Raw genomic sequence first — 21,572 nt, 5'->3', positions numbered from 1 at the left:
AGATATGGAATATATTGTAGAAAAAATCGGAATGAGTAGAACAATTACTAATCCAAGTATCGCTGTAACTTTACTAAGAGTTGTAAATGCAAAAGTATGTGAAGTTGAAGGCGGAAAGGCTTTAGTAGCATATCCAAAAGGTAAAGCAAGTAATAAATGTGTCGCAGGACAACAAAAAAAGTATAATCTTTCTGCAGAATACAATAGATTTGCGACTTTAGAAGTAGCAAATACTGAAGCAGGAGATTTAGATGAAACTCCATTAAATGAAGCAAAAATTTTAAAAGTAAGCTTTAACACTAAAGGTAGAGGTTATAGCGGTGTTATGAAAAGACATAACTTCGCAGGGGGTCCAGCAAGTCACGGTTCTAGATTTCACAGACGCCACGGATCTATTGGTAATAGAGAATGGCCAGGTCGTGTTCAACCAGGTATGAAAATGGCAGGACACTATGGAAATACTAAAGTGACCGTTAAAAACGAAGTTATATCTTATGATGCTGAAAACAAAATTTTAGTAGTTAAAGGTGCAGTACCAGGTTATAATGGTGCTATGGGTAAAATAAGGATTGCAAAATGAGTAAAGTAGTTGTTTTAAATGATAAATTAGAAAAAGCAGGTGAACTTGATTTACCTTCAAAATATGCGGAAGTAAATCCACACAATCTTTACTTGTATGTAAAATCTTACCTTGCAAGTTTAAGAGCAAATACAGCTCATACTAAAGGTAGAAGTGATGTAAGTGGTGGTGGTAAAAAACCTTGGAGACAAAAAGGTCGTGGCGGTGCTAGAGCGGGTTCAACAAGAACTAACGTTTGGGTAGGCGGTGCGGTTGCTTTTGGTCCAACAAATGAAAGAAACTACTTCCAAAAAGTAAATAAAAAACAAAAAAGATTGGCGCTTGAAAGAGCTTTAGCAGATAAAGCAGCTAAAGGTGCGTTATTTACTGCTGATTCTTTGGCTATTGAAAGTGGTAAAACAAAAGATGCAAACGCTGTGATTAAAAAACTTGGCGTCAAAGATGCTTTAATCGTTAAAGATTTACTAGATGAAAAAACACTTTTAGCTTACAGAAATTTAGCAAATTGCTATGTAGTTGATGTAACTGAAGTAAATGCTTATTTAGTATCTGTATTTAATGCTGTTATCATAGAAAAATCAGCATTAGAATCTATTACAAAAGAGGGATAATTATGGCAGATATTACTGATATAAAGACTATACTTTACACAGAAAAAAGTTTGAATTTGCAAGAGCAAGGTGTCGTAGTTATTCAAACTTCACCAAAAATGACTAAAACAGGTTTAAAAGCGGTTTTAAAAGAGTATTTTGGTGTAACTCCAAAAAGTATCAATTCTTTAAGAATGGATGGAAAAGTTAAGCGTTTTAGAGGTCGTTTAGGTCAAAGAAACGATTATAAAAAATTCTATGTTAAGCTACCTGAAGGTGTTAGCTTAGAAAATACGGAGGCTTAAGATGGCAATTAAAACTTATAAACCATATACTCCAAGTAGAAGATATATCACAGGTTTAAGTTCTGAAGATATTACAGCTAAACCAAGTGTACGCTCACTACTTGTTAAACTTCCAGCACACGCGGGTCGTAACAGCTATGGAAGAATTACAAGTCGTCATAAAGAAGCGGGTGCTAAAAAACTTTACAGAATTATTGATTTTAAACGTCGTAAATTCGGTATAGAAGGTAAAGTAGAAGCAATCGAGTATGATCCATATAGAAATTGTAGAATTGCTTTGATTGCTTATAAAGATGGGGAAAAAAGATATATTCTTCAACCACGTGGATTAAGCGTTGGCGATATTGTTGCAGCTGCTGAAAGCGGACTTGATATTAAACCAGGTAATGCAATGAAACTTAAAAACATTCCTGTGGGTACTATTGTTCATAATGTTGAGTTAAAGCCAGGCAAAGGCGGTCAAATGATCCGTTCTGCAGGTGCTTATGCACAACTTATGGGTAAAGAAGAAAAATATGTTATCTTAAGACTTGCAAGTGGCGAAATGAGACAAGTTTTAGCTGAATGTATGGCAAGTATCGGCGAAGTTGGAAATGAAGAATGGGCTAATGTAACTATCGGTAAAGCAGGTAGAAATCGCCATAGAGGTATCCGTCCACAAACTCGTGGTTCTGCTATGAACCCAGTAGATCATCCGCACGGTGGGGGTGAAGGTAAGAAAAATTCAGGCCGTCATCCAGTAACTCCATGGGGTAAACCAACCAAAGGTGCGAAAACTCGTCGTAAAAAAGCTAGCGATAAGCTAATAATTTCAAGAAGAAAAGGAAAGTAAGATGGCTAGATCACTAAAAAAAGGTCCTTTTGTTGATGATCATGTAATGAAAAAAGTCATCGCTGCTAAAAAGGCTAATGATAATAAACCAATTAAAACTTGGTCAAGAAGAAGCACAATTACTCCTGATATGATAGGACTTACATTTAATGTTCATAATGGTAAAAGCTTTATTCCAGTTTATATTACTGAAAATCATATCGGTTATAAGCTTGGTGAATTTGCTCCAACACGCACATTTAAAGGGCATAAAGGCTCTGTGCAAAAGAAAATTGGTAAGTAAGGGATAAGATATGAGTAAAGCATTAATTAAATTCATAAGATTATCTCCAACTAAAGCAAGATTGATTGCTAGGGAAGTTCAGGGGATGAATGCAGAATTAGCTATGGCTAGTTTAAAATTTATGCCAAATAAAGGTGCAAAATATATCGCAAACGCAATTTCAAGTGCAGTAGCAAATGGTGGCTTTGAAGCAAACGAAGTGATTGTAAAAAGTTGTCGCGTGGATGCAGCTGCGGTGTTAAAAAGATTTAGACCAAGAGCTAGAGGAAGTGCAAGTCGTATTAGAAAACCAACTTCACATATTTTAGTAGAAGTGGCAAAAGCAGAAGTGAAAGCTGAAGAGAAAAAAACAGTAGCTAAAAAAACTACTACAACAAAAGCTCCAGCTAAAAAAACAACAAGCACTAAAAAAGCAACAGCGAAAAAGGAAAGCTAATGGGACAAAAAGTTAATCCAATTGGTCTAAGACTAGGAATCAATAGAAACTGGGAATCAAGATGGTTTCCAACTAAAGCAAATTTAGTAGAAAATATCGGTGAAGATTACAAAATCAGAGCTTTCTTAAAAAGAAAACTTTATTACGCAGGAATTAGTCAAATTTTAGTAGAAAGAACTGCTAAAAAACTTCGCGTTACTGTAGTTGCCGCAAGACCAGGTATCATCATCGGTAAAAAAGGTAGTGATGTTGATAATTTAAGAAAAGAATTGCAAGATTTAATCGGTAAAGATGTAAATATCAATATCAAAGAAGAAAGAAAAGCAGGAGCTTCAGCTCAACTTGCTGCTGAAAGTGTTGCAACTCAACTTGAAAAAAGAATTGCTTTTAGAAGAGCAATGAAAAAAGTAATTCAAGGCGCGCAAAAAGCAGGTGCTAAAGGGATTAAAGTTTCAGTTTCTGGTCGTTTAGGCGGTGCTGAAATGGCAAGAACAGAATGGTATCTTGAAGGACGCGTTCCACTTCATACTTTAAGAGCAAAAATCGATTATGGTTTTGCAGAAGCTAGAACTACTTATGGAAACATAGGGGTTAAAGTATGGATCTTTAAAGGTGAGGTATTACACAAAGGTATGCAACCTGAAAAAACTGAAGAAAGTGCTCCAGCTAAAAAGCCAAGACGCACAAGAAGGGGTAAATAATCATGTTAATGCCAAAAAGAACTAAATATCGCAAAATGATGAAAGGGCGTAACAGAGGTTATGCTAATCGTGGAACAGAATTTACTTTTGGTGAATTTGCATTAAAAGCAACTGAAGCAGGACGCATTAACTCACGCCAAATCGAAGCAGCGCGTATTGCTTTAACTCGTTTCGTTAAAAGACAAGGAAAAACTTGGATTAGAGTTTTCCCAGATAAGCCTTTGACAAAAAAACCTTTAGAAACTCGTATGGGTAAAGGTAAAGGTGCTGTTGAGGAATGGGTAATGAATATCAAGCCAGGCCGTATCATTTATGAAATGGCAGGAGTAAGCGAAGAAATGGCAAGAGAAGCATTGACTTTAGCTATGCATAAACTTCCATTTAAAACTAAGTTTGTTACAAGAGAGAGCCAAAATGAAATATACTGAGATTAAAGATAAAACAGCAGCTGAGCTTGCAACAATGCTAAAAGAAAAAAAGGTGCTTTTATTCACTTTAAAACAAAAGCTAAAAACAATGCAACTTACTAATCCAAAAGAGATTAGCCAAGTAAAAAAAGACATTGCTAGAATAAATACAGCAATTAACGCTTTAAGATAAGGATAGAAAATGGCATTTAAAAGAGAAATTCAAGGCGTTGTTGTTAAAATCGCTGGTGAAAAAACCGCAAGTGTTTTGGTTGAAAGAAAAGTGGTTCATCCAAGATATAGAAAAATTGTTAAACGCTTTAAAAAATATCTAATTCATGATGAGAGAAATGAAGTTAAAGTGGGTGATACTATTGTTGCAGTAGAATGTAGACCGCTTTCAAAAAGAAAATCATTTCGCTTAAAATCTGTATTAGCTACAGGAGTTGAGTAATGATTCAAAGTTTTACTAGACTTGCAGTTGCTGATAATAGCGGTGCAAAAGAATTAATGTGTATCAAGGTTTTAGGGGGTAGCAAAAGAAGATACGCTACTGTAGGTGATGTAATCGTTGCATCTGTTAAGAAAGCTTTACCAAATGGAAAAGTTAAAAAAGGTCAAGTGGTAAAAGCGGTTATCGTTAGAACTAAAAAAGAAATTCATAGAGATAATGGTTCTTTGATTCGTTTTGATGAAAATGCTGCAGTTATTCTTGATAATAAAAGAGAGCCTATCGGAACTCGTATCTTTGGGCCAGTGGGCAGAGAAGTTAGATATGGTGGCTTTATGAAAATCGTTTCACTAGCACCGGAGGTATTATAATGGCGGTTAAATTAAAAATCAAAAAAGGTGATAGCGTTAAGGTTATCACAGGCGATGATAAAGGTAAAACAGGTAAAGTTTTGGCGGTATATCCAAAAACACTTAAAGTGGTAGTTGAAGGATGTAAAATTGCTAAAAAAGCTATTAAGCCGAGCGAGAAAAACCCAAATGGTGGTTTTATCAATAAAGAAATGCCAATGGATATTTCCAATGTGGCAAAAGTTCAGGAGTAAGCGATGATGAGATTAAAAGAAAAATACAATCAAAGCATTAAACCTGCATTGGTTAAAGAATTTGATATTAAAAATCCTATGCTTATCCCTGTGATCGAAAAAGTAGTTATCAGTGTAGGTGCTGGTGAGTTAGCTAAAGATCAAAAAGTATTGCAAAATGTTGCAGATACTATTTCTTTAATTGCAGGACAAAGGGCTGTGATTACTAAAGCTAAAAAATCAGTTGCAGGATTTAAAGTTCGCGAAGGTTTTCCTGTAGGTGTAATGGTAACTTTAAGAAAAGAAAATATGTATGCTTTTCTTGATAAATTAATTTCTATTGCTTTGCCAAGGGTGAAAGACTTTAGAGGTTTAAGTAGAGATGGTTTTGATGGACGCGGAAACTATAACTTCGGTCTTGATGAGCAGTTGATGTTCCCAGAAGTGGAGTATGATAAAATTTTAAGAACTCATGGTATGAATATTTCTATAGTTACAACAGCACAAAATGACAAACAGGCACAAAAGTTATTAGAACTTATCGGTGTGCCATTTACAAAAGGAAAGTAAGATGGCTAAAAAATCAATGATTGCAAAAGCGGCACGCAAGCCTAAATTTAAGGTTAGAGCTTATACGAGATGCCAAATTTGTGGGCGTCCGCATTCGGTTTATAGAGATTTTGGAATTTGCAGAGTTTGCTTAAGAAAAATGGGCAATGAAGGTTTGATTCCAGGTCTTAAGAAAGCAAGTTGGTAAGGATAAAATATGATAAATGATATTATTTCAGATTCACTCACTCGTATCAGAAATGCAGGAATGAGAAAGCTTGAAACAACCAAGCTTTTACATTCTAAAGTTGTAGAAGCTTTAGTTGGAATTTTTCAAGCTAAGGGCTATATTGAGAGTTTTAATGTTATTGAAGAAGATAAAAAGAAATTTATCAATGTAGTTTTAAAATACGATGAAAAAGGTAAGAGTGTTATCAATGAGCTTAAAAGAATTTCTAAGCCCGGTCGTCGTGTTTATAAAGGTAAAGATGAAATCAAGCGTTTTAAAAATGGTTATGGTACTATCGTAGTTAGCACAAGTCGTGGCGTTTTAGCTAATGATGAAGCTTATAAAGCAGGTGTTGGCGGCGAAATTTTATGTACTATTTGGTAAAAAATCTGCTTTTTATGGCATTGGGTATCCATTCTTTTAAAAAAGTAGAAATATCCTAGACAAATAAAAAGGAAAAATATGTCTCGTATAGGTAAACAACCGATTGCTATTCCAGCAGGAGTAGAAGTAAAATTAGAAGGAAATTTGCTTAAATTTAAAAAAGGAAATTTGGCAAAAGAACTTGATACTAAAGCAAATGTAAATGTTGAGATTAAAGATAATAATATTCTTTTTTCTCCAAAAGGTGAAGATAGACAAAGTAGAGCTTATTGGGGAACTTACAGAGCTTTAGCTTACAATATCGTTGTAGGTTTAACTCAAGGTTTTTCAAAAACTCTTGAAATCAATGGAGTTGGTTATAAAGCAGCTTTAAAAGGTAAAGTTTTAGAACTAAGCCTTGGTTTTTCTCATCCTATTAATTATGATATTCCAGAAGGAATTGAAATTGTAGTGGATAAAAATACTATTGCAGTTAAAGGAAGTGATAAACAAGTTGTAGGTCAAGTTGCTGCTCAAATTCGTGAATTTAGACCACCAGAGCCATATAAAGGAAAAGGCGTTAAGTATTCTGATGAACGCATTATCCGCAAAGCTGGTAAGACATCTAAGAAGTAAGGGTAGAATATGAGAGCAAATGTATTAAAAAGAAAACTAACTTTAAGAATCAAAAGAAAAAAAAGAATTAGAGCGAAAATTTCAGGTTGTGAAAATTTTCCAAGAATTTCTGTATTTAAATCGAACAGAACTCTATATATCCAAGCGATTGATGATGTAAAAGCTGTAACTTTAGCAGCAGTTGATGGACGCAAACTTGGCGTTAAAGCAAATAAAGATGGCGCTAAAAAAATTGCTGCTGAATTTGCTAAAACTTTAAAAGCTAAAAAGATAGAACAAGCTGTTTTTGATAGAAATGGTTATGTATATCATGGTGTTATTGCAGTTTTGGCTGAATCTTTAAGAGAAAATGGCATTAGGCTATAAGGGGTAAATCGATGGAAAAATATAATAGAGAAGAATTTGAAGAAGTAATCGTCGATATCGGCAGAGTTACTAAGGTTGTTAAAGGTGGTAGAAGATTTAGATTTACTGCTTTAGTTATCGTTGGAAACCGCAAAGGTTTGGTAGGTGTTGGTTATGGTAAGGCTAAGGAAGTTCCAGATGCTATCCGTAAAGCTGTTGACGATGCGTTTAAAAATATCGTTGAAGTTAAAACTAAAGGCTCAACTATCGCTCATGATGTAGAGGTAAAATACAACGCAAGTAGAATTTTACTTAAACCAGCTAGTGAAGGTACAGGAGTTATCGCGGGTGGTTCTACACGCCCTATCGTGGAACTTGCAGGTATTAAAGACATCTTAACCAAGTCTTTGGGTTCAAATAATTCAGCTAATGTGGTTCGTGCTACAATCAAAGCTTTAACAATGTTAAAAGGATAAGAAGATGAATTTAACAAAAGCAGCGGGTTCAACGCATAAAACTAAAAGAATTGGCCGTGGTCAAGGTTCTGGCATGGGTAAGACTGCTACTAAAGGGGGTAAAGGTCAAACTGCTAGAAAAGGTTATAATGAAAAAAGAGGTTTTGAAGGGGGTCAACAACCACTTCAAAGAAGACTACCAAAAGTAGGTTTTACTTCTAAAATTCAAAAACCTTATGTGATTAATGTTGAAAAAATCACAGCTGTAAAAGAGCTTAGTGAAATTACATTTGAGAGCATTAAAAGTGTTCACAAAATTTCAAAATCTGTGAATAAAATCAAATTAATTGGTGCAAGTGCAAAAGACTTAGTATCAAAAATCAAAGACGAGAATATTAGCGTCACCGGATCAAAATAATGAATAGAGCATTGACGAATAAGATTTTAATCACCTTAGCATTTTTGTTTGCTTATAGGGTTCTGGCTTATGTGCCAGTTCCTGGCGTCAATGCTGATGTGATTGCGGAATTTTTTAATAACAATCAAAACAATGCTTTGGGTTTATTTAATGTTTTTAGTGGTGGAGCGGCTGAACGCTTTTCTATCATTTCTTTAGGTATTATGCCTTATATTACTGCTTCTATTATCATGGAGCTTCTTGCGGCAACTTTTCCAAATATCGGTAAGATGAAAAAAGAACGTGATAGTATGCAAAAATATATGCAAATTATCCGTTATGCGACTATTGTGATTACTTTGGTTCAAAGTATAGGCGTTGCTATAGGTTTGCAAAGCTTACATGGTCGTGGTGGTGCAGGGGCTATAATGGTGGAAGATTTAAATATGTTTATCGCACTTTGTGCTATTTCTATGCTTGCAGGAACTATGCTTTTAATGTGGCTTGGCGAACAAATTACACAAAGAGGTATAGGAAATGGTATTTCTTTAATCATTTTTGCAGGTATTGTTTCAGGTATTCCAAGAGCGATTTCAGGAACTGTAGGACAAATTAATTCAGGTGAGATGAATTTCTTAACCGCTTTTGCAATTTTTGCTTTGATTTTAATCACTATAGGCGTGATTATTTATGTAGAACTTGGAGAAAGAAGAATTCCTATTTCTTATTCTCGTAAAGTTGTAATGCAAAATCAAAACAAACGCATTATGAATTATATTCCTATTAAACTCAATCTTAGTGGAGTTATTCCACCGATTTTTGCTAGTGCGATTTTGATGTTTCCAACAACGATTTTACAAACTAGTACAAATCCTTATCTGCAAGCCATTAATGACTTTTTAAATCCAAATGGTTATTTGTTTCATGTTTTAACTTTCTTGTTTGTAATTTTCTTTGCTTATTTTTATGCTTCTATTGTATTTAACGCTAAAGACATAGCAGAAAATTTGAAAAAGCAAGGCGGTTTTATCCCTGGAATTCGTCCAGGTGAAGGAACTTCAAATTATCTTAATGAAGTGGCTTCTCGTTTAACTTTATCAGGTTCTATTTATTTAGGGCTTGTTGCAACCTTGCCTTGGGTTTTGGTGAAATTTATGGGTGTGCCTTTTCATTTTGGCGGTACTTCTGTACTTATTGTAGTTCAAGTAGCGCTTGATACAATGAGAAAAATTGAAGCTCAAATTTATATGAGTAAATACCAAACTTTAAGTGCGGTAGGTTTGTAATATATTTCAACAAGGGTAATTTTCCTTGTTGAAATAATTTTTTTATTTTATTCTTTTTCTTGTATGTTTTATTTTTATCAAATGTGTAAATAATCTACAAAAATTTAAATTAGCTTTTAAAATTTTTCTAATTTTTTTAAAAAAATACTAAAAATATGTAATACTAAAATTAGATTTGTTTAGGAGAAGCCATGAAGAATACTTTAAAAAAGAATTTTTTCACTTTGATTTTGCTTTCTTTTTGTGGCTCTATTATTTATGGTTTGCCTTATTTTAGAAAGTATTATTATGATGATTATATGGCTTTGTATCATTTAGATAATTTTCAAATGGGTTTATTAGGTAGTGCTTATGGTTTGTTAGGACTTTTTTCTTATGCTTTGGGTGGATATTTAGCAGATCGTTTTGCTCCTAAGAAGCTTTTGATCTTTTCTTTGGTGGCTACAGGATGTGGGGGTTTGCTTCATCTTTATTTTGCTTCGCTTAAGGCTCTTATGATTATTTATGGGCTTTGGGGTATTACTTCGCTTCTTACTTTTTGGCCTTCTTTGATGAAAATCATACGCACTTTAGCCAGCGAGCAAGAGCAAGCAAGAGCTTATGGGGTCTTTGAAGGGGGTCGTGGTGTGGTTAGCGCTATACATTTAGCTATTGCTACGGCTATTTTTGGCTATTTTCAAACCAAGGCTTTAGCTTCTAAGGGTATAGAGATGATTATCATTTTTTATTCTTTAGCTCCTATAATTAGTGCAGTGATTTTGTTTTTTCTTTTAAAAGAGGGTAAGCATGAAAAAAGTGAAAATTTAAAATGGAGTGATTTTTTATCTCTTATTAAAAATCCTGCTTTATGGCTTGTGGTGGCCATCACTTTTTGTACTTATTTTTTCAATATGAGTTTTTATTATTTTACCCCTTATGCGAGTAATGTTATAGGTACTTCTGCTGTATTTGCAGCTATTTTAGCGGTTTTAGCCTCTTATATACGCCCCATTGCTTCTATAGTAGGTGGTTTTGTAGCTGATGGTTTTGGAAAGGCTAAGGTTATGTTAGTGGGTTTTGTAACCATGGGACTTGGAGTGGTGCTTTTAATGTTTAGTGCTTATTGGGGTGGTTTTATACAAATGGTGGCTTTAACCTTAGCTTGTGTGATTGTTTATGTGGCTATGTATTCTAATTTTAGTATTTATTATTCTTTATTAAGCGAGGGTAAAATTCCTGTACATTTAGCTGGTATGGCCATAGGTATAGTTTCTACTTTTGGATATTTGCCTGAAGTTTTTGCACCTGTTTTAGCAGGAGATTTGCTTGATAAATATCAAGGAGTAAAGGGTTTTCATATCTATTTTAGTATCATGATTGCTATGGCTATTATGGGTGCTATTTTTTGTTTGTTTTGGATAAAAAAATACAATAAAAAAGGAAAAAAATATGAAGAAAATAATTAAAGATTTTAAATTTAAAGTGAAAGTGATAGAAAATATTTGGATTACTTTAAAGGATGGCACAAGGCTTTCTTCTAGAATTTGGTTTCCACAAACCAATGAGAAACTTCCTGCTATTTTAGAATACATTCCTTATAGAAAAAATGATGGTACAAGAACAAGAGATGAACCTATGCATGGCTATTTTGCAGGCAATGGTTATGTTGTTGTAAGAGTGGATATGAGAGGCAGTGGGGAATCTGATGGGCTCTTAAAAGATGAGTATTTAAAGCAAGAACAAGATGATGCCTTAGAGCTTATAGAATGGATAGCCAAACAAGAATGGTGCAATGGCAAAGTAGGCATGATGGGTAAGTCTTGGGGTGGTTTTAATTCTTTGCAAGTGGCTGCTAGAAGACCTAAGAATTTAAAAGCCATTATAGTGGTGGGTTTTACCGATGATAGATACAATGAAGATATACATTATAAAGGCGGGTGCTTACTCAATGATAATTTTTGGTGGGGCAATATCATGCTTGCTTATCAAGCCCGTTTTGTAGATCCAAAAATCGATCCAAATGGAAGAGAGAAATGGCTTCATAGACTTGAAAATATGCCTTTATGGCCTGCTTTATGGATGGAACATAATTTAAAGGATAAGTATTGGAAACATGGCTCGGTGAGTGAAAATTATGAGGATATACAAGTACCTGTTTTTGCTTTAGATGGATGGGCTGATTCTTATACCAATCCTGTTTTTACTCTCATGCAAGGTTTAAAGGTTTCAAGAAAAGCCATTATAGGCCCTTGGGCTCATGTTTATCCGCACGATGGTTTTCCAGCTCCTGCTATGGGATTTTTACAAGAAGCTTTAAAATGGTGGGATAAATGGCTAAAAGATGAAGATAATGATGTTCTTGATTGTCCTATGATACAAGCTTATATAGAAGATCCTTTAAAACCTAGTTCTAAAGTGAGTGAGGTTAAAGGGCGTTTTGTGGGATTAGAAAGTTATCCTAGTAAGGATATAAATTATCATACCTATTTTTTAAATCCTTATAGACTCACTCAAGAAAAAAGCAAGCAAAGCATTAAGATTAATACCCCACAAAATCATGGACTTTTAGCTGGAGAGTGGATGGGAGCAGCCGTTTTGGGAGAAAGTCCTGCAGATCAAAGATTAGATGATGGTTTGGCTGTGGTTTTTGAAAGTGAAATTTTGCAAGATGAGCTTGATGTTTTAGGTTATCCCTTGTTAAAAGTGAAATTAAATAGCGATAAGCCTAAAGCTATGCTTTTTGCACAACTTAGTGAAGTAAGGGAAGATGGCTTTGTACAAAGGGTGAGCTATGGGGTTTTAAATTTAGCCTTAAATAAAGAAAGAAGTGAATTTACACCCTTGATAAAAAATGAATGGATCCAAAGAGAGCTAAGGCTTGATTGTTGTGGGCATCGTTTTGCTAAGGGATCTAAGATAAGACTTTCTTTGGCTACAACCTTTTGGCCTATGTTTTGGCCTATGCCTGAAAATGTGACCTTGACTTTGGATTTAAATGAATGCGATTTTGCTTTACCTGTTTTTAGTGGCAAGGATAGCAATAAAGTGAATTTAGAAGCTCAAAGTGCTCCTTTAACTCCTCTTACTTTGCTTAAAGAAGGTAGGGTAGATAGGAGTATAACTTATGATATTTTAAGCGATACTTACACTTGTATAACCGATGGAGTGGGTGGAGTTTTTGGCGAAGGTATTTATAGATTTGATGAGATTGATATTTTAGTAGAACACAATCTTAAAAGAGAGCTAGTCCTTCAAAATGAAGATCCTCTAAGTGCTAAATACACTATCACTCAAAAGATGAAAATTGGTAGGGAAAATTGCATGATGGATGCTGATATTATTCTTACTCAAACCAGTGATAAGGAGTATTTTTATATCAAGGGTAAAATGCAGGTTAAGGAAAATGAAAAACTTGTCTTTGATAAAAATTATAATTATAAAACTCTACGAAAGAGTTTGTAAATCCTAGATAATTAAATCTAAATTTATCAGGTTTAATTAAAAATTATGAAGAATATAATTAATTGAATTAATTTATCCTAGGTTTTTGCTTTAAAAATAAAAACACAATGCACACTATAAAAATTACTATTGACCATATTAAAAAAGCATCTACAAGACCCATTTGCCTAACGATAGGTTGAGAGATAATAGGACTTAAAAATTGTCCTAAAAATATACAACTTGCTAAAATTCCATAAGCCCTAGCGCGAGCATTTTCAGGACAGATTGAAAAAAGATAAGCCGTATTATTTACAAGCATAATACCTCCGCCCATTCCAAGCAAAGCTAAGGCGATTAAAACTGTGAAAAAGCTATCTACTAAAAAAAGCAGCAAAAAAGAACAAGATACGATAAAAAGAGTTAAAACATAGATAGTTTTAATACTTAAGAATTTTATAATATATCTATAGCTTAGAGAGAAAAAACCATAACATAGTGCAGACACAGACATCGAAATACCTATATATTTAGGATCCAATCCTAAATGTTCTTCTATATAGTAAGGAAGTTGAGTTGGCGAAATATAATAAACTACCATGATAAAAAAACCTATAAAATAGATAGGAAAAAATTGCCAATAATTTGTTTTTGCTTCTATTTTTGTATGATTATAGAATTTAAATTTTCTAGGTTCAAAAAGATAAATGATAGCCATTAAGGTAATTAAAATTCCAAGTCCATATACCAAAAAAGGATAACGCCAAGAATAACTTGAAACAAATCCCGCAATAGAAATAAAAACAGCACCCCCTACCGCACAAAAAAATCCTTGAAGACTTAAAGCATTTTCTCTGCGATTAAAGCCACCGCGACTATAATAATCTCCAAGTAAAGCCGAAGCGCCTGTCATTATAAAAGCAGTTGCCATACCAAAAATAGCTCTTGAAGTCAGTATAGCATAAATATCATTTAAGAAAAAGCCACTTACCCCAGAAATAGTCCAAATCACCATAGCTGGAAGAATGAATTTTAATTTGCCAAATTTATCCATTAAAATACCAGCAAATGGAGATAAAATGACAACAAAAATAGCAGGAATGGTTAAAACTAAGCGAACAAGTATATCAAGATGAGTTAATGTGAAACTTGAAGCAAGAGTAGCGCCACTTTGGGTTAAAAGTTCTTCAAAATGTCTGTTGATAGCAGGCAGAGCAGATGAAATGACCACACTTCCTAGCATAGTCATAGCGGCCATAGAAAACACAGCCGCTTTAAATCCGGACTTTTCAGTAATTTGAATTATTTTTCTATCCATTTTTGTGTCATTTGGATGAAATTTATAATTTTTGCTATTCATAATTTTTGCCTTTTTTATTTTATTATACTCCAAAAATTATGATTTGTATTTAAAATTACTTAAAATTATATTTTATTTATTTTGTTATGATAGTTTTGTTTTTAAAATATTTTAGCTTAATTAAAATATATTTTATAAGTAGAATTTTAAATATTTTTAGCTAAATTCAGCTTTTTATTTAACAAGGGTGCAAAATGAAGAAAAATTTAATCATAGTAGAATCTCCTGCAAAAGCTAAAACCATAGGAAATTTTTTGGGAAAAGATTATGAAGTTATCGCTTCTAAAGGACATATTAGAGATTTACCTAAATCAAGCTTTGGGATTAAAATAGAAGATGATGAATTTATCCCTGAGTATAGAATTACAAGTGATCATAGCGCCTTAGTTAAAGAACTTAAAAGCAAAGCCAAAGATGCCAAAGAAGTTTATCTTGCAACGGATGAGGATAGAGAAGGAGAAGCCATAGCTTATCATATTGCAAAAGCTATAGGCAAAGATGAAAATACCTTGCCACGCATCGTTTTCCATGAAATTACTAAAAGTGCTATAGAAAATGCTTTAAAAAATCCAAGAAAATTAGATATGCACTCTGTAAATGCCCAACAAACTAGACGCCTTTTAGATCGCATTGTAGGATATAAACTCAGCCCTTTATTGGGGCAAAAAATTCAAAGAGGACTTAGCGCAGGGCGTGTTCAAAGTGCGGCTTTAAAGATCATAGTCGATCGTGAAAAAGAAATTCGTGCCTTTGTACCACTAGAATATTTTAGCATAGATATGATTTTTCAAAAAGATTTAGATGCAGAACTAGTTGAGTTTGATAAAGCTAAGATAGAAAAACTTACCATTACCAACAAAGATCGTGCTAAGCTTATACTAGAGGCTTGTAAAAATGAAGCTTATACTATAAGCGACATTGAAAGCAAAGAAAGAAAAATCGTTCCACCGCCTCCTTTTATGACTTCAACTTTGCAGCAAAGTGCTAGCAATCGCCTTGGTTTTAATCCTAAAAAAACCATGATGATAGCTCAAAAACTCTATGAAGGAGTAAATACTCACGAGGGCGTGATGGGGGTTATTACGTATATGAGAACCGATAGTTTAAATTTGGCCAAAGAAGCTATAGAGAATGCAAGAAAATTCATACAAGCAAATTTTGGCAAAGACTATCTTCCAAGTAAAGCAAATGTATACACTACAAAAGCCAAAGGCGCTCAAGAAGCTCACGAGGCTATACGCCCTACAAATTTAAGTTTTACTCCAGAAATTGCGTCCAAATTTTTAGACAAAGATGAGTTAAAACTTTACACACTTATTTACAATCGTTTTTTAGCTTGTCAAATAAATCCTGCTATCTCTCAAACCCAAAATGTATTTGTAAAAAATGATAGAGCAGTTTTTAAAATAAGCGGTAGAAAAATCCTTTTTGATGGATATTATAAAGTTTATGGTGATATGGATAAGGATAAAATTTTACCAAATCTTAAAATAGGTGAAAATTTAAAAGTACAAAATTTAGAAATGAACTCACATTTTACCGAACCACCTTCAAGGTATTCAGAAGCTGGACTTGTAAAAAAACTTGAAAGTTTAGGTATAGGTCGTCCTTCTACCTATGCGCCAACCATTTCTATACTTACAAGTCGTGATTATGTAAAAATAGATAAAAAACAACTCATTCCTAGCGAGGTTGCTTTTAATGTAACCGAAGTGCTTGAAAAAAATTTTAGCGATATAGTAGATAGCAAATTTACTTCAAATCTTGAAAATACCCTAGATGAAATCGCTGAAGATAAGGCAGATTGGCAAGAAACTTTAAAAGAATTTTACTATCCTTTTATGAGAAAAATCGAAGAAGGAAAAACAAAAATCGCTAGTCAAAAAACTGTTACAAAATTAGGTGAAAGTTGTCCTGATTGTGGTGGGGAACTTGCTATTAGAAAAGGGCGTTTTGGAGAATTTGTAGCGTGTTTAAATTTCCCAAAATGTAAGTATTCAAGAAATTTAAAAAGTGAAAGTAAAAATGAAAGCGAAAATACTGCCGCAAAAGCTAAAGCTAATGGTACAGGTATTACTTGTCCAAGTTGTCAAAAAGGTGAAATCGTAGAACGCTTTTCAAAACGTGGTAAATTTTATGGCTGTAGCGCTTATCCAAAATGCAATTTTATAAGCAAATACAAACCAAGTGAAGAAAAATGCGAAGAGTGTGGCGAAACTTTAGTGATAAAAGAGCTTAAAAAAGGTACATTTTTAGAATGTTTAAAATGTAAAATCAAAAAAGAAATGAAGGATTAGAATGCAAATCATGCTTTGTGCTATTTCAAATATAGCGAGTGGAAATTGTTCAGAAGACTGTAAATACTGCACTCAAAGTGCATATGTAAAAACAGATATTCAAAAATATCGTCGTAAAGAACTTTCACAAATTGTTTTAGAAGCAAAAATGGCAAAGAAAAATGAAGCCTTGGGTTTTTGTTTGGTTACGGCAGGACTTGGACTTGATGATGAAAAGCTTGAGTATGTTTGCGAGGCTGCTAAGGCCGTGCAAAAAGAAGTGCCTAACTTGCTTTTAATTGCCTGTAATGGCATGGCAAGCGTGGAACAACTCAAAGAACTTAAAAAAGCAGGAATTTTTTCTTATAATCACAATCTTGAAACTTCTAAGGAATTTTTTCCACAAATTTGCACCACTCATACTTGGGAAAGTAGATTTCAAACCAATTTAAACGCTAAAGAAGCAGGGCTTATGCTTTGTTGTGGTGGAATCTATGGTATGGGTGAGAGTGAAGAAGATAGGCTAAGTTTTAGAAAATCTTTGCAAGAATTACAACCTTTTTCAACGCCTATTAATTTTTTTATAGCAAATGAAAATTTAAAACTACAAGTTCCAAGACTTAGTGCTGATGAAGCCTTAAAAATTGTTCGTGATACCAAAGAGGCTTTACCGCAAAGCGTGGTAATGATAGCAGGCGGGCGTGAAGTGGTATTACGAGAAAGACAATATGAAATTTTTCAAGCAGGTGCTGGGGCTATTGTTATAGGGGATTATTTAACCACTAAAGGTGAAGAACCAAGTCAAGATATAATAAAATTAAAAGAAATGGGATTTACTTTTGCATCAGAGTGTCATTGATACGCAGGCTTTAATTGATTTAAAAATTCTTATTGTTATAGCCTTGTGTTTGCTTTTTTCTCCGCATATTGCGAGAATTTTTCGCTTACCTATTTCGGCTACTGAAATTATTTTAGGTGCGGTAATTGCATATTTTGGTTTTATAGGAAAAAGTGAAAATTTTGCACTTTTAGCAAATGTAGGTTTTTATTATCTAATGTTTATAGCGGGTATGGAAGTCAATTTAAGAGCTTTTTTCAATATGGATAAAGAAGTTGTCAAAAAAAGCTTTTTTTATATTTTTTTACTTTATGCTTTATCTTCTTTTATAGTATGGATTTTTGGACTTTCTTTAGTATTTGTTATCATTATACCTGTGATGAGTGTAGGGCTTTTATCTTTGCTTTTTAAGGATTTTGGAAAAGAGTGTTATTGGCTAAATATTGCTATGGTAGTAGCTACTTTAGCTGAGGTGATTTCTATTGTGCTTTTGACTATAGCGGGAGCTTTTTTGCGCGAAGGAACGGGTATTATTGATGTAGTGCAAAGTATTTTATATCTTAATATCTTTTTGGGGCTTTGTTTACTTGGATTTAAAATGCTTGGTGTGCTTTTTTGGTGGTATCCTCAGCTTAAAGTTGTGCTTATGCCATGGGAAGATAAAAATGAAAAAGATATAAGATTTTGTATGGCCATTTTTATACTGATCATTGTTGCTATGGTTATTACAAAACTTGAAATCGTTCTTGGTTCTTTTATAGCAGGTTCATTTATAGCTACTTTTTTTGATCATAAAAAAGATCTTGAGCACAAGCTTTCTACTTTTGGACACGGGTTTTTGATCCCTATTTTTTTTATCCATATAGGTTCAACCTTTGATCTTAAAATGATTTTAGATTATAAAATCGTTTTACAAGCATTTTTACTTATGTTTGTTATGGTGGGCTTAAGAATTTTATGTGCAAGTGTTTTTTTAAAAAGAATTGGTTTTAAAAATATGATTTTATTTGGTCTTAGTCATTCTATGCCTTTAACCTTGCTTATAGCAACAGCTACTCTGGGTTATTCGGGCAAGGTTATTGATGAGAAGCTTTATTCAGCACTTATTTTAACAGCGTTGTTTGAGGCTATTATTGTTATGAGTATGATTAAATTTCTTTCCAATTCTAAAAAATGAAAGTTACTTTTTTACTCAAAAAAGCAAACAAAATCTTAAAAATTTAATAATAAAAAAACTCATAATCGCCCTTTTTTGTTAGAATTAATAAAAGTAACAATAAAAGGAGCAAAAATGTCAAATTCCGTTACTATAACCGATAATAGAAATGGAAAAAGCTATGAATTTCCTATATATGATGGTACAACTGGCCCAAGCGTTGTAGATATGTCAAGTTTTTATAAACAAACAGGAATGTTTTCTTATGATGAGGGCTTGACTTCTACGGCTACTTGTAAATCAAAAATCACTTATATTGATGGAGAAAACGGAATTTTAATGCACCGTGGCTATCCTATAGAGTGGCTTGCTGAAAACAAACTTTATTTAGATGTGGTTCATCTTTTACTTTATAAAGAACTACCTGATACTACGCGTCTTGAAGCGTTTCGTTATGAAATGAAAAAGCGTTCTTTTATCCATGAAGGTATGCATCGTCTTTTTGATTCTTTCCCTGATAATGCTCATCCTATGGCAGTTTTACAAGGTGCTGTTTCATCGCTTAGTGCTTTTTATCCTGATCATTTAAACATGAATGTAAAAGAAGAATATATGGAAATGGCAGCTAGAATAGTAGCTAAAATCCCTACTATAGTCGCCACCGCTTATAGATATAAACATGGCTTTCCTATGGCTTATCCAAATTTAGATCGTGGTTTTACAGAAAATTTCTTATATATGTTAAGAACTTATCCTTACGATCATGTAGAGCTTAAACCTATAGAAGTAAAAGCACTTGATACAGTTTTTATGCTTCATGCAGATCATGAGCAAAATGCTTCAACTTCAACGGTTCGTTCTGTGGGTTCAACTCATGCTCATCCTTATGCCTGTATAGCAGCAGGTATTGGTGCACTTTGGGGTCATGCACATGGTGGAGCTAATGAAGGTGTTATTAGAATGCTTGAGCAAATAGGTAGTGTTGATAGGGTAGATGAATTCATCAAAAGGGCTAAGGATAAAAACGATCCTTTCCGTTTGATGGGCTTTGGACATAGGGTTTATAAAAATTTTGATCCTAGAGCAAAAGTACTTAAAAAACTTCGTGATCAACTTATTGATGAGTTGGGTATTGATACCAATCTTATTAAAGTAGCAACGCGTATAGAAGAGATTGCTTTAAATGATGATTATTTCGTTCAAAGAGGGCTATATCCGAATGTTGATTTTCATAGCGGACTTATTTTAAAAGCCTTAGGTATTCCAAATGAAATGTTTGCTACTTTATTTGTTATAGGACGCACCCCAGGATGGATAGCTCAGTGGATAGAACAAAAAGAGCAAGAAAGTCTTAAAATAGTCCGTCCAAGACAACTTTATTTGGGTGAAACTAGTAAAATTTAATTAAAATTTTTGTGGAAATTAAAAATTCCACAAAATCTTCTTGTATAATTTTAAAAAATCTTATAGAAAGTCTTATAATCATGCTTAATCTTGATAAATTTTTAGAAATTGCTATAAATGCTAGCAATCAAGCTTCTAAAGCTATTTTAGAAGAGAGAAAAAATTTTAAAACTTGGGAAAAAGAAGATAAAAGCCCGCTTACATCAGCAGATCTTGCTTCTAATAAAATTCTAAATGATATTTTAGGTTCTACGGATATTAAAATTCTATCAGAAGAAAAATTACTCAGCAAAGAAGAGTGTGAAGAATTAAAAACTTTTTGGCTTATCGATCCTCTTGATGGAACAAGTGGTTTTTTAAAAGGCAGTGATGAATTTTGTGTTATGATAAGTTTAGTTCATGACAATCGCCCTGTTTTATCGCTTATACAAAATCCATCAAAAGGTGATATATTCTATGCTCATGCAAAAACCAAGGTTTATAAAAACGATAAACCTTTGCAAATTGACCAGCAAGAATACGAGAAAAATAAATATAAAGCCTTATTGAGTGTTAATCATCTTAGCAAAGAAGATGAAGACTTTGCAAAAGAGCATCAATTAGAAGCTATTAATATAGGTTCTGGATTGAAATTTTGTGCTATTTTAGAGGCTAGGGCAGGAGTTTATAAAAGATTTGAAAAGCTTAATATTTGGGATATTGTAGCAGGAGATTTTTTGATTAATCAAAATGGAGGATTTATGGGAGATTTTTCTAAAAAATACATTTTATATAACCCTTTAAATTATAAATCCAGTCCTTTTATTTGTGTTTCATCTAAGAATTTTTTACAAGATTTTTTATAAAATAAAGAGTATAATTTTATATTTAAATAATTTATAGGGATGAAGATGAGGTATTGTTTCATTTTGTTTTTAAGTTTAGTTTTAAGCTCTAATCTTTTGGCAAATAATTTTTCTCAGAAAAAAGTTATTAAAATTGAAAAAAGCGCAGATAGTTTTGAGCTAATAGATCTAAATCAAAATGTTGCAAATCCAAATCTAAATCAACAAAAAGCATTGTTCGATAGTTCTACCTTGATTGAAAAAAAATCGCAAATCACCAAAGATAAGGATATTGATTTTGCTATTGTATTAACTTTTAGGAAAAATTTTGGTTATTTTTTAGATGGTTTTAGGGTGAGTGATAAGGAATTTTCTACATTATTTGCTAAAAATTTGATTCAAAGTTTAAAGCTTAATTGGGTTAATTCTGCTGCAAATGGTATTTATCAAAGTCCTAAAACTTTGTCATATTTTAGCCCTAAGGATGCAAAACTTATAAATGTAAGTCCTTTTTTAACACAAGAAAAAGATAAGGCTAAAATGTATGCTAAATTTACAGATTATGTTGTGGTGGTAAATTTGCAAGATTTTTATGTAAATATTACAAATTATTTTATCACAACTAGTAAAGAGGGTGTGGCTAATGTTAATTTTAAAATTATTTCTACAAGCAATGGAAAAATTCTTTCAGCTAAAAATGCAAAATTAAATTTGACATTAAAAGATCAAGATGCAAAGCAAAATTATCAAGATATTATAAACCAAATGCCAAAAATGCTAGCTGATGTTATCAAAAACCAAATTTTCCACCTAAAGCTCTTAAACTAAGCTTTAGTTTAAGATATCTTTAATCAGTTTTTGCAAAT

Annotated in this window: 29 protein-coding genes; 28 read left to right on the top strand and 1 reads right to left on the bottom strand. The window is 33.0% G+C overall.

Features of this window, described 5'->3' with window-relative positions:
- The first annotated feature begins 4 nt into the window (after positions 1-4).
- From rplC to ELQ11_RS07245, 22 genes are all read left to right on the top strand, one after another.
- Entirely contained in the window at positions 5-580 is a 576-nt protein-coding gene (gene rplC, locus ELQ11_RS07350) for a 50S ribosomal protein L3 (protein ID WP_002870458.1), read from the top strand.
- Positions 577-1,191 carry a 50S ribosomal protein L4 gene (gene rplD, locus ELQ11_RS07345; RefSeq protein ID WP_002791636.1) on the top strand — a complete coding sequence of 205 codons (615 nt, stop codon included), beginning with the start codon at positions 577-579 and terminating at the stop codon, positions 1,189-1,191. Before rplC ends, rplD begins: the two co-directional genes overlap by 4 nt.
- 2 nt (positions 1,192-1,193) lie before the next feature.
- On the top strand, positions 1,194-1,475 hold the full coding sequence (locus tag ELQ11_RS07340; protein ID WP_002856384.1) for a 50S ribosomal protein L23: 282 nt from the start codon (positions 1,194-1,196) through the stop codon (positions 1,473-1,475).
- A 1-nt stretch (position 1,476) separates the two neighbouring features.
- Positions 1,477-2,307: a 50S ribosomal protein L2 gene (gene rplB, locus ELQ11_RS07335; protein ID WP_002825501.1), complete on the top strand. Its 831-nt coding sequence runs from the start codon at positions 1,477-1,479 to the stop codon at positions 2,305-2,307.
- A gap of 1 nt (position 2,308) precedes the next feature.
- Complete coding sequence (rpsS, locus tag ELQ11_RS07330) at positions 2,309-2,590, top strand: 30S ribosomal protein S19 (protein ID WP_002851509.1); 282 nt, start codon at positions 2,309-2,311, stop codon at positions 2,588-2,590.
- 10 nt (positions 2,591-2,600) lie between these two features.
- On the top strand, positions 2,601-3,026 hold the full coding sequence (gene rplV / locus ELQ11_RS07325) for a 50S ribosomal protein L22 (RefSeq protein ID WP_002860832.1): 426 nt from the start codon (positions 2,601-2,603) through the stop codon (positions 3,024-3,026).
- Entirely contained in the window at positions 3,026-3,727 is a 702-nt protein-coding gene (gene rpsC, locus ELQ11_RS07320; protein ID WP_002851138.1) for a 30S ribosomal protein S3, read from the top strand. The genes rplV and rpsC overlap by 1 nt, the downstream gene beginning before the upstream one ends.
- A gap of 2 nt (positions 3,728-3,729) precedes the next feature.
- Positions 3,730-4,155 (top strand): 50S ribosomal protein L16, encoded by a 426-nt coding sequence (rplP, locus tag ELQ11_RS07315; protein WP_002779441.1) that lies wholly within the window; start codon positions 3,730-3,732, stop codon positions 4,153-4,155.
- The gene (gene rpmC, locus ELQ11_RS07310; protein ID WP_002851566.1) at positions 4,142-4,327 is read left to right on the top strand and encodes a 50S ribosomal protein L29; all 186 of its coding nucleotides are present in this window, start codon (positions 4,142-4,144) and stop codon (positions 4,325-4,327) included. Before rplP ends, rpmC begins: the two co-directional genes overlap by 14 nt.
- Before the next feature lie 9 nt (positions 4,328-4,336).
- Positions 4,337-4,588, top strand: coding sequence for a 30S ribosomal protein S17 (gene rpsQ / locus ELQ11_RS07305; RefSeq protein ID WP_126223236.1), 252 nt, complete (start codon positions 4,337-4,339; stop codon positions 4,586-4,588).
- Positions 4,588-4,956 (top strand): 50S ribosomal protein L14, encoded by a 369-nt coding sequence (gene rplN / locus ELQ11_RS07300; protein WP_002779438.1) that lies wholly within the window; start codon positions 4,588-4,590, stop codon positions 4,954-4,956. The genes rpsQ and rplN overlap by 1 nt, the downstream gene beginning before the upstream one ends.
- The gene (rplX, locus tag ELQ11_RS07295; protein ID WP_002779437.1) at positions 4,956-5,189 is read left to right on the top strand and encodes a 50S ribosomal protein L24; all 234 of its coding nucleotides are present in this window, start codon (positions 4,956-4,958) and stop codon (positions 5,187-5,189) included. The genes rplN and rplX overlap by 1 nt, the downstream gene beginning before the upstream one ends.
- 3 nt (positions 5,190-5,192) lie before the next feature.
- Positions 5,193-5,738 carry a 50S ribosomal protein L5 gene (gene rplE / locus ELQ11_RS07290; protein WP_002870460.1) on the top strand — a complete coding sequence of 182 codons (546 nt, stop codon included), beginning with the start codon at positions 5,193-5,195 and terminating at the stop codon, positions 5,736-5,738.
- A gap of 1 nt (position 5,739) precedes the next feature.
- Positions 5,740-5,925, top strand: a complete 186-nt coding sequence (locus ELQ11_RS07285) for a type Z 30S ribosomal protein S14 (protein ID WP_002851478.1) — start codon at positions 5,740-5,742, stop codon at positions 5,923-5,925.
- Positions 5,926-5,934: 9 nt separating this feature from the next.
- Complete coding sequence (gene rpsH / locus ELQ11_RS07280) at positions 5,935-6,330, top strand: 30S ribosomal protein S8 (RefSeq protein ID WP_002860830.1); 396 nt, start codon at positions 5,935-5,937, stop codon at positions 6,328-6,330.
- Positions 6,331-6,408: 78 nt separating this feature from the next.
- On the top strand, positions 6,409-6,945 hold the full coding sequence (gene rplF, locus ELQ11_RS07275) for a 50S ribosomal protein L6 (RefSeq protein WP_002851302.1): 537 nt from the start codon (positions 6,409-6,411) through the stop codon (positions 6,943-6,945).
- Positions 6,946-6,954: 9 nt separating this feature from the next.
- On the top strand, positions 6,955-7,311 hold the full coding sequence (gene rplR / locus ELQ11_RS07270; RefSeq protein WP_002870461.1) for a 50S ribosomal protein L18: 357 nt from the start codon (positions 6,955-6,957) through the stop codon (positions 7,309-7,311).
- 11 nt (positions 7,312-7,322) lie between these two features.
- Positions 7,323-7,766 carry a 30S ribosomal protein S5 gene (rpsE, locus tag ELQ11_RS07265; protein ID WP_002779428.1) on the top strand — a complete coding sequence of 148 codons (444 nt, stop codon included), beginning with the start codon at positions 7,323-7,325 and terminating at the stop codon, positions 7,764-7,766.
- A gap of 4 nt (positions 7,767-7,770) precedes the next feature.
- Positions 7,771-8,163 carry a 50S ribosomal protein L15 gene (rplO, locus tag ELQ11_RS07260; protein ID WP_002851292.1) on the top strand — a complete coding sequence of 131 codons (393 nt, stop codon included), beginning with the start codon at positions 7,771-7,773 and terminating at the stop codon, positions 8,161-8,163.
- A complete protein-coding gene (secY, locus tag ELQ11_RS07255) occupies positions 8,163-9,428 on the top strand; it encodes a preprotein translocase subunit SecY (protein WP_002860827.1) in 1,266 nt (421 codons plus the stop codon). The genes rplO and secY overlap by 1 nt, the downstream gene beginning before the upstream one ends.
- Before the next feature lie 191 nt (positions 9,429-9,619).
- Positions 9,620-10,873 carry an MFS transporter gene (locus ELQ11_RS07250; protein WP_126264573.1) on the top strand — a complete coding sequence of 418 codons (1,254 nt, stop codon included), beginning with the start codon at positions 9,620-9,622 and terminating at the stop codon, positions 10,871-10,873.
- Entirely contained in the window at positions 10,857-12,869 is a 2,013-nt protein-coding gene (locus tag ELQ11_RS07245; RefSeq protein ID WP_126264572.1) for a CocE/NonD family hydrolase, read from the top strand. The genes ELQ11_RS07250 and ELQ11_RS07245 overlap by 17 nt, the downstream gene beginning before the upstream one ends.
- Before the next feature lie 67 nt (positions 12,870-12,936).
- On the opposite strand, the gene ELQ11_RS07240 is transcribed toward ELQ11_RS07245, so the two are convergent.
- On the bottom strand, positions 12,937-14,208 hold the full coding sequence (locus ELQ11_RS07240; RefSeq protein WP_044778601.1) for an MFS transporter: 1,272 nt from the start codon (positions 14,206-14,208) through the stop codon (positions 12,937-12,939).
- Positions 14,209-14,402: 194 nt separating this feature from the next.
- Between ELQ11_RS07240 and topA the strand changes: the two genes are divergently transcribed.
- From topA to ELQ11_RS07210, 6 genes are all read left to right on the top strand, one after another.
- On the top strand, positions 14,403-16,505 hold the full coding sequence (gene topA / locus ELQ11_RS07235) for a type I DNA topoisomerase (RefSeq protein WP_126230522.1): 2,103 nt from the start codon (positions 14,403-14,405) through the stop codon (positions 16,503-16,505).
- Between the two features lies 1 nt (position 16,506).
- Positions 16,507-17,343 carry a biotin synthase gene (locus tag ELQ11_RS07230; RefSeq protein ID WP_074487266.1) on the top strand — a complete coding sequence of 279 codons (837 nt, stop codon included), beginning with the start codon at positions 16,507-16,509 and terminating at the stop codon, positions 17,341-17,343.
- Positions 17,324-18,499, top strand: a complete 1,176-nt coding sequence (locus ELQ11_RS07225; RefSeq protein WP_072223923.1) for a cation:proton antiporter — start codon at positions 17,324-17,326, stop codon at positions 18,497-18,499. The genes ELQ11_RS07230 and ELQ11_RS07225 overlap by 20 nt, the downstream gene beginning before the upstream one ends.
- 114 nt (positions 18,500-18,613) lie before the next feature.
- Positions 18,614-19,882 carry a citrate synthase gene (locus tag ELQ11_RS07220; RefSeq protein ID WP_134225222.1) on the top strand — a complete coding sequence of 423 codons (1,269 nt, stop codon included), beginning with the start codon at positions 18,614-18,616 and terminating at the stop codon, positions 19,880-19,882.
- A gap of 80 nt (positions 19,883-19,962) precedes the next feature.
- Positions 19,963-20,727 carry a 3'(2'),5'-bisphosphate nucleotidase CysQ gene (locus tag ELQ11_RS07215; protein ID WP_052949470.1) on the top strand — a complete coding sequence of 255 codons (765 nt, stop codon included), beginning with the start codon at positions 19,963-19,965 and terminating at the stop codon, positions 20,725-20,727.
- A gap of 39 nt (positions 20,728-20,766) precedes the next feature.
- Complete coding sequence (locus ELQ11_RS07210; protein WP_083263155.1) at positions 20,767-21,534, top strand: hypothetical protein; 768 nt, start codon at positions 20,767-20,769, stop codon at positions 21,532-21,534.
- Positions 21,535-21,572 lie beyond the last annotated feature (38 nt).

Source organism: Campylobacter sp. US50a, assembly GCF_004379015.1.
In the GTDB taxonomy this organism is placed as follows: Bacteria; Campylobacterota; Campylobacteria; order Campylobacterales; family Campylobacteraceae; genus Campylobacter_D; species Campylobacter_D jejuni.
This window is presented reverse-complemented; position numbering and strand designations above follow the sequence as displayed.

Bases quoted from the DNA above. Each gene is read 5' to 3' on its own strand.
- rplC (WP_002870458.1), top strand. From the start codon at position 5: ATGGAATATATTGTAGAAAAAATCGGAATGAGTAGAACAATTACTAAT.
- rplD (WP_002791636.1), top strand. From the start codon at position 577: ATGAGTAAAGTAGTTGTTTTAAATGATAAATTAGAAAAAGCAGGTGAA.
- ELQ11_RS07340 (WP_002856384.1), top strand. From the start codon at position 1,194: ATGGCAGATATTACTGATATAAAGACTATACTTTACACAGAAAAAAGT.
- rplB (WP_002825501.1), top strand. From the start codon at position 1,477: ATGGCAATTAAAACTTATAAACCATATACTCCAAGTAGAAGATATATC.
- rpsS (WP_002851509.1), top strand. From the start codon at position 2,309: ATGGCTAGATCACTAAAAAAAGGTCCTTTTGTTGATGATCATGTAATG.
- rplV (WP_002860832.1), top strand. From the start codon at position 2,601: ATGAGTAAAGCATTAATTAAATTCATAAGATTATCTCCAACTAAAGCA.
- rpsC (WP_002851138.1), top strand. From the start codon at position 3,026: ATGGGACAAAAAGTTAATCCAATTGGTCTAAGACTAGGAATCAATAGA.
- rplP (WP_002779441.1), top strand. From the start codon at position 3,730: ATGTTAATGCCAAAAAGAACTAAATATCGCAAAATGATGAAAGGGCGT.
- rpmC (WP_002851566.1), top strand. From the start codon at position 4,142: ATGAAATATACTGAGATTAAAGATAAAACAGCAGCTGAGCTTGCAACA.
- rpsQ (WP_126223236.1), top strand. From the start codon at position 4,337: ATGGCATTTAAAAGAGAAATTCAAGGCGTTGTTGTTAAAATCGCTGGT.
- rplN (WP_002779438.1), top strand. From the start codon at position 4,588: ATGATTCAAAGTTTTACTAGACTTGCAGTTGCTGATAATAGCGGTGCA.
- rplX (WP_002779437.1), top strand. From the start codon at position 4,956: ATGGCGGTTAAATTAAAAATCAAAAAAGGTGATAGCGTTAAGGTTATC.
- rplE (WP_002870460.1), top strand. From the start codon at position 5,193: ATGATGAGATTAAAAGAAAAATACAATCAAAGCATTAAACCTGCATTG.
- ELQ11_RS07285 (WP_002851478.1), top strand. From the start codon at position 5,740: ATGGCTAAAAAATCAATGATTGCAAAAGCGGCACGCAAGCCTAAATTT.
- rpsH (WP_002860830.1), top strand. From the start codon at position 5,935: ATGATAAATGATATTATTTCAGATTCACTCACTCGTATCAGAAATGCA.
- rplF (WP_002851302.1), top strand. From the start codon at position 6,409: ATGTCTCGTATAGGTAAACAACCGATTGCTATTCCAGCAGGAGTAGAA.
- rplR (WP_002870461.1), top strand. From the start codon at position 6,955: ATGAGAGCAAATGTATTAAAAAGAAAACTAACTTTAAGAATCAAAAGA.
- rpsE (WP_002779428.1), top strand. From the start codon at position 7,323: ATGGAAAAATATAATAGAGAAGAATTTGAAGAAGTAATCGTCGATATC.
- rplO (WP_002851292.1), top strand. From the start codon at position 7,771: ATGAATTTAACAAAAGCAGCGGGTTCAACGCATAAAACTAAAAGAATT.
- secY (WP_002860827.1), top strand. From the start codon at position 8,163: ATGAATAGAGCATTGACGAATAAGATTTTAATCACCTTAGCATTTTTG.
- ELQ11_RS07250 (WP_126264573.1), top strand. From the start codon at position 9,620: ATGAAGAATACTTTAAAAAAGAATTTTTTCACTTTGATTTTGCTTTCT.
- ELQ11_RS07245 (WP_126264572.1), top strand. From the start codon at position 10,857: ATGAAGAAAATAATTAAAGATTTTAAATTTAAAGTGAAAGTGATAGAA.
- ELQ11_RS07240 (WP_044778601.1), bottom strand. From the start codon at position 14,208: ATGAATAGCAAAAATTATAAATTTCATCCAAATGACACAAAAATGGAT.
- topA (WP_126230522.1), top strand. From the start codon at position 14,403: ATGAAGAAAAATTTAATCATAGTAGAATCTCCTGCAAAAGCTAAAACC.
- ELQ11_RS07230 (WP_074487266.1), top strand. From the start codon at position 16,507: ATGCAAATCATGCTTTGTGCTATTTCAAATATAGCGAGTGGAAATTGT.
- ELQ11_RS07220 (WP_134225222.1), top strand. From the start codon at position 18,614: ATGTCAAATTCCGTTACTATAACCGATAATAGAAATGGAAAAAGCTAT.
- ELQ11_RS07215 (WP_052949470.1), top strand. From the start codon at position 19,963: ATGCTTAATCTTGATAAATTTTTAGAAATTGCTATAAATGCTAGCAAT.
- ELQ11_RS07210 (WP_083263155.1), top strand. From the start codon at position 20,767: ATGAAGATGAGGTATTGTTTCATTTTGTTTTTAAGTTTAGTTTTAAGC.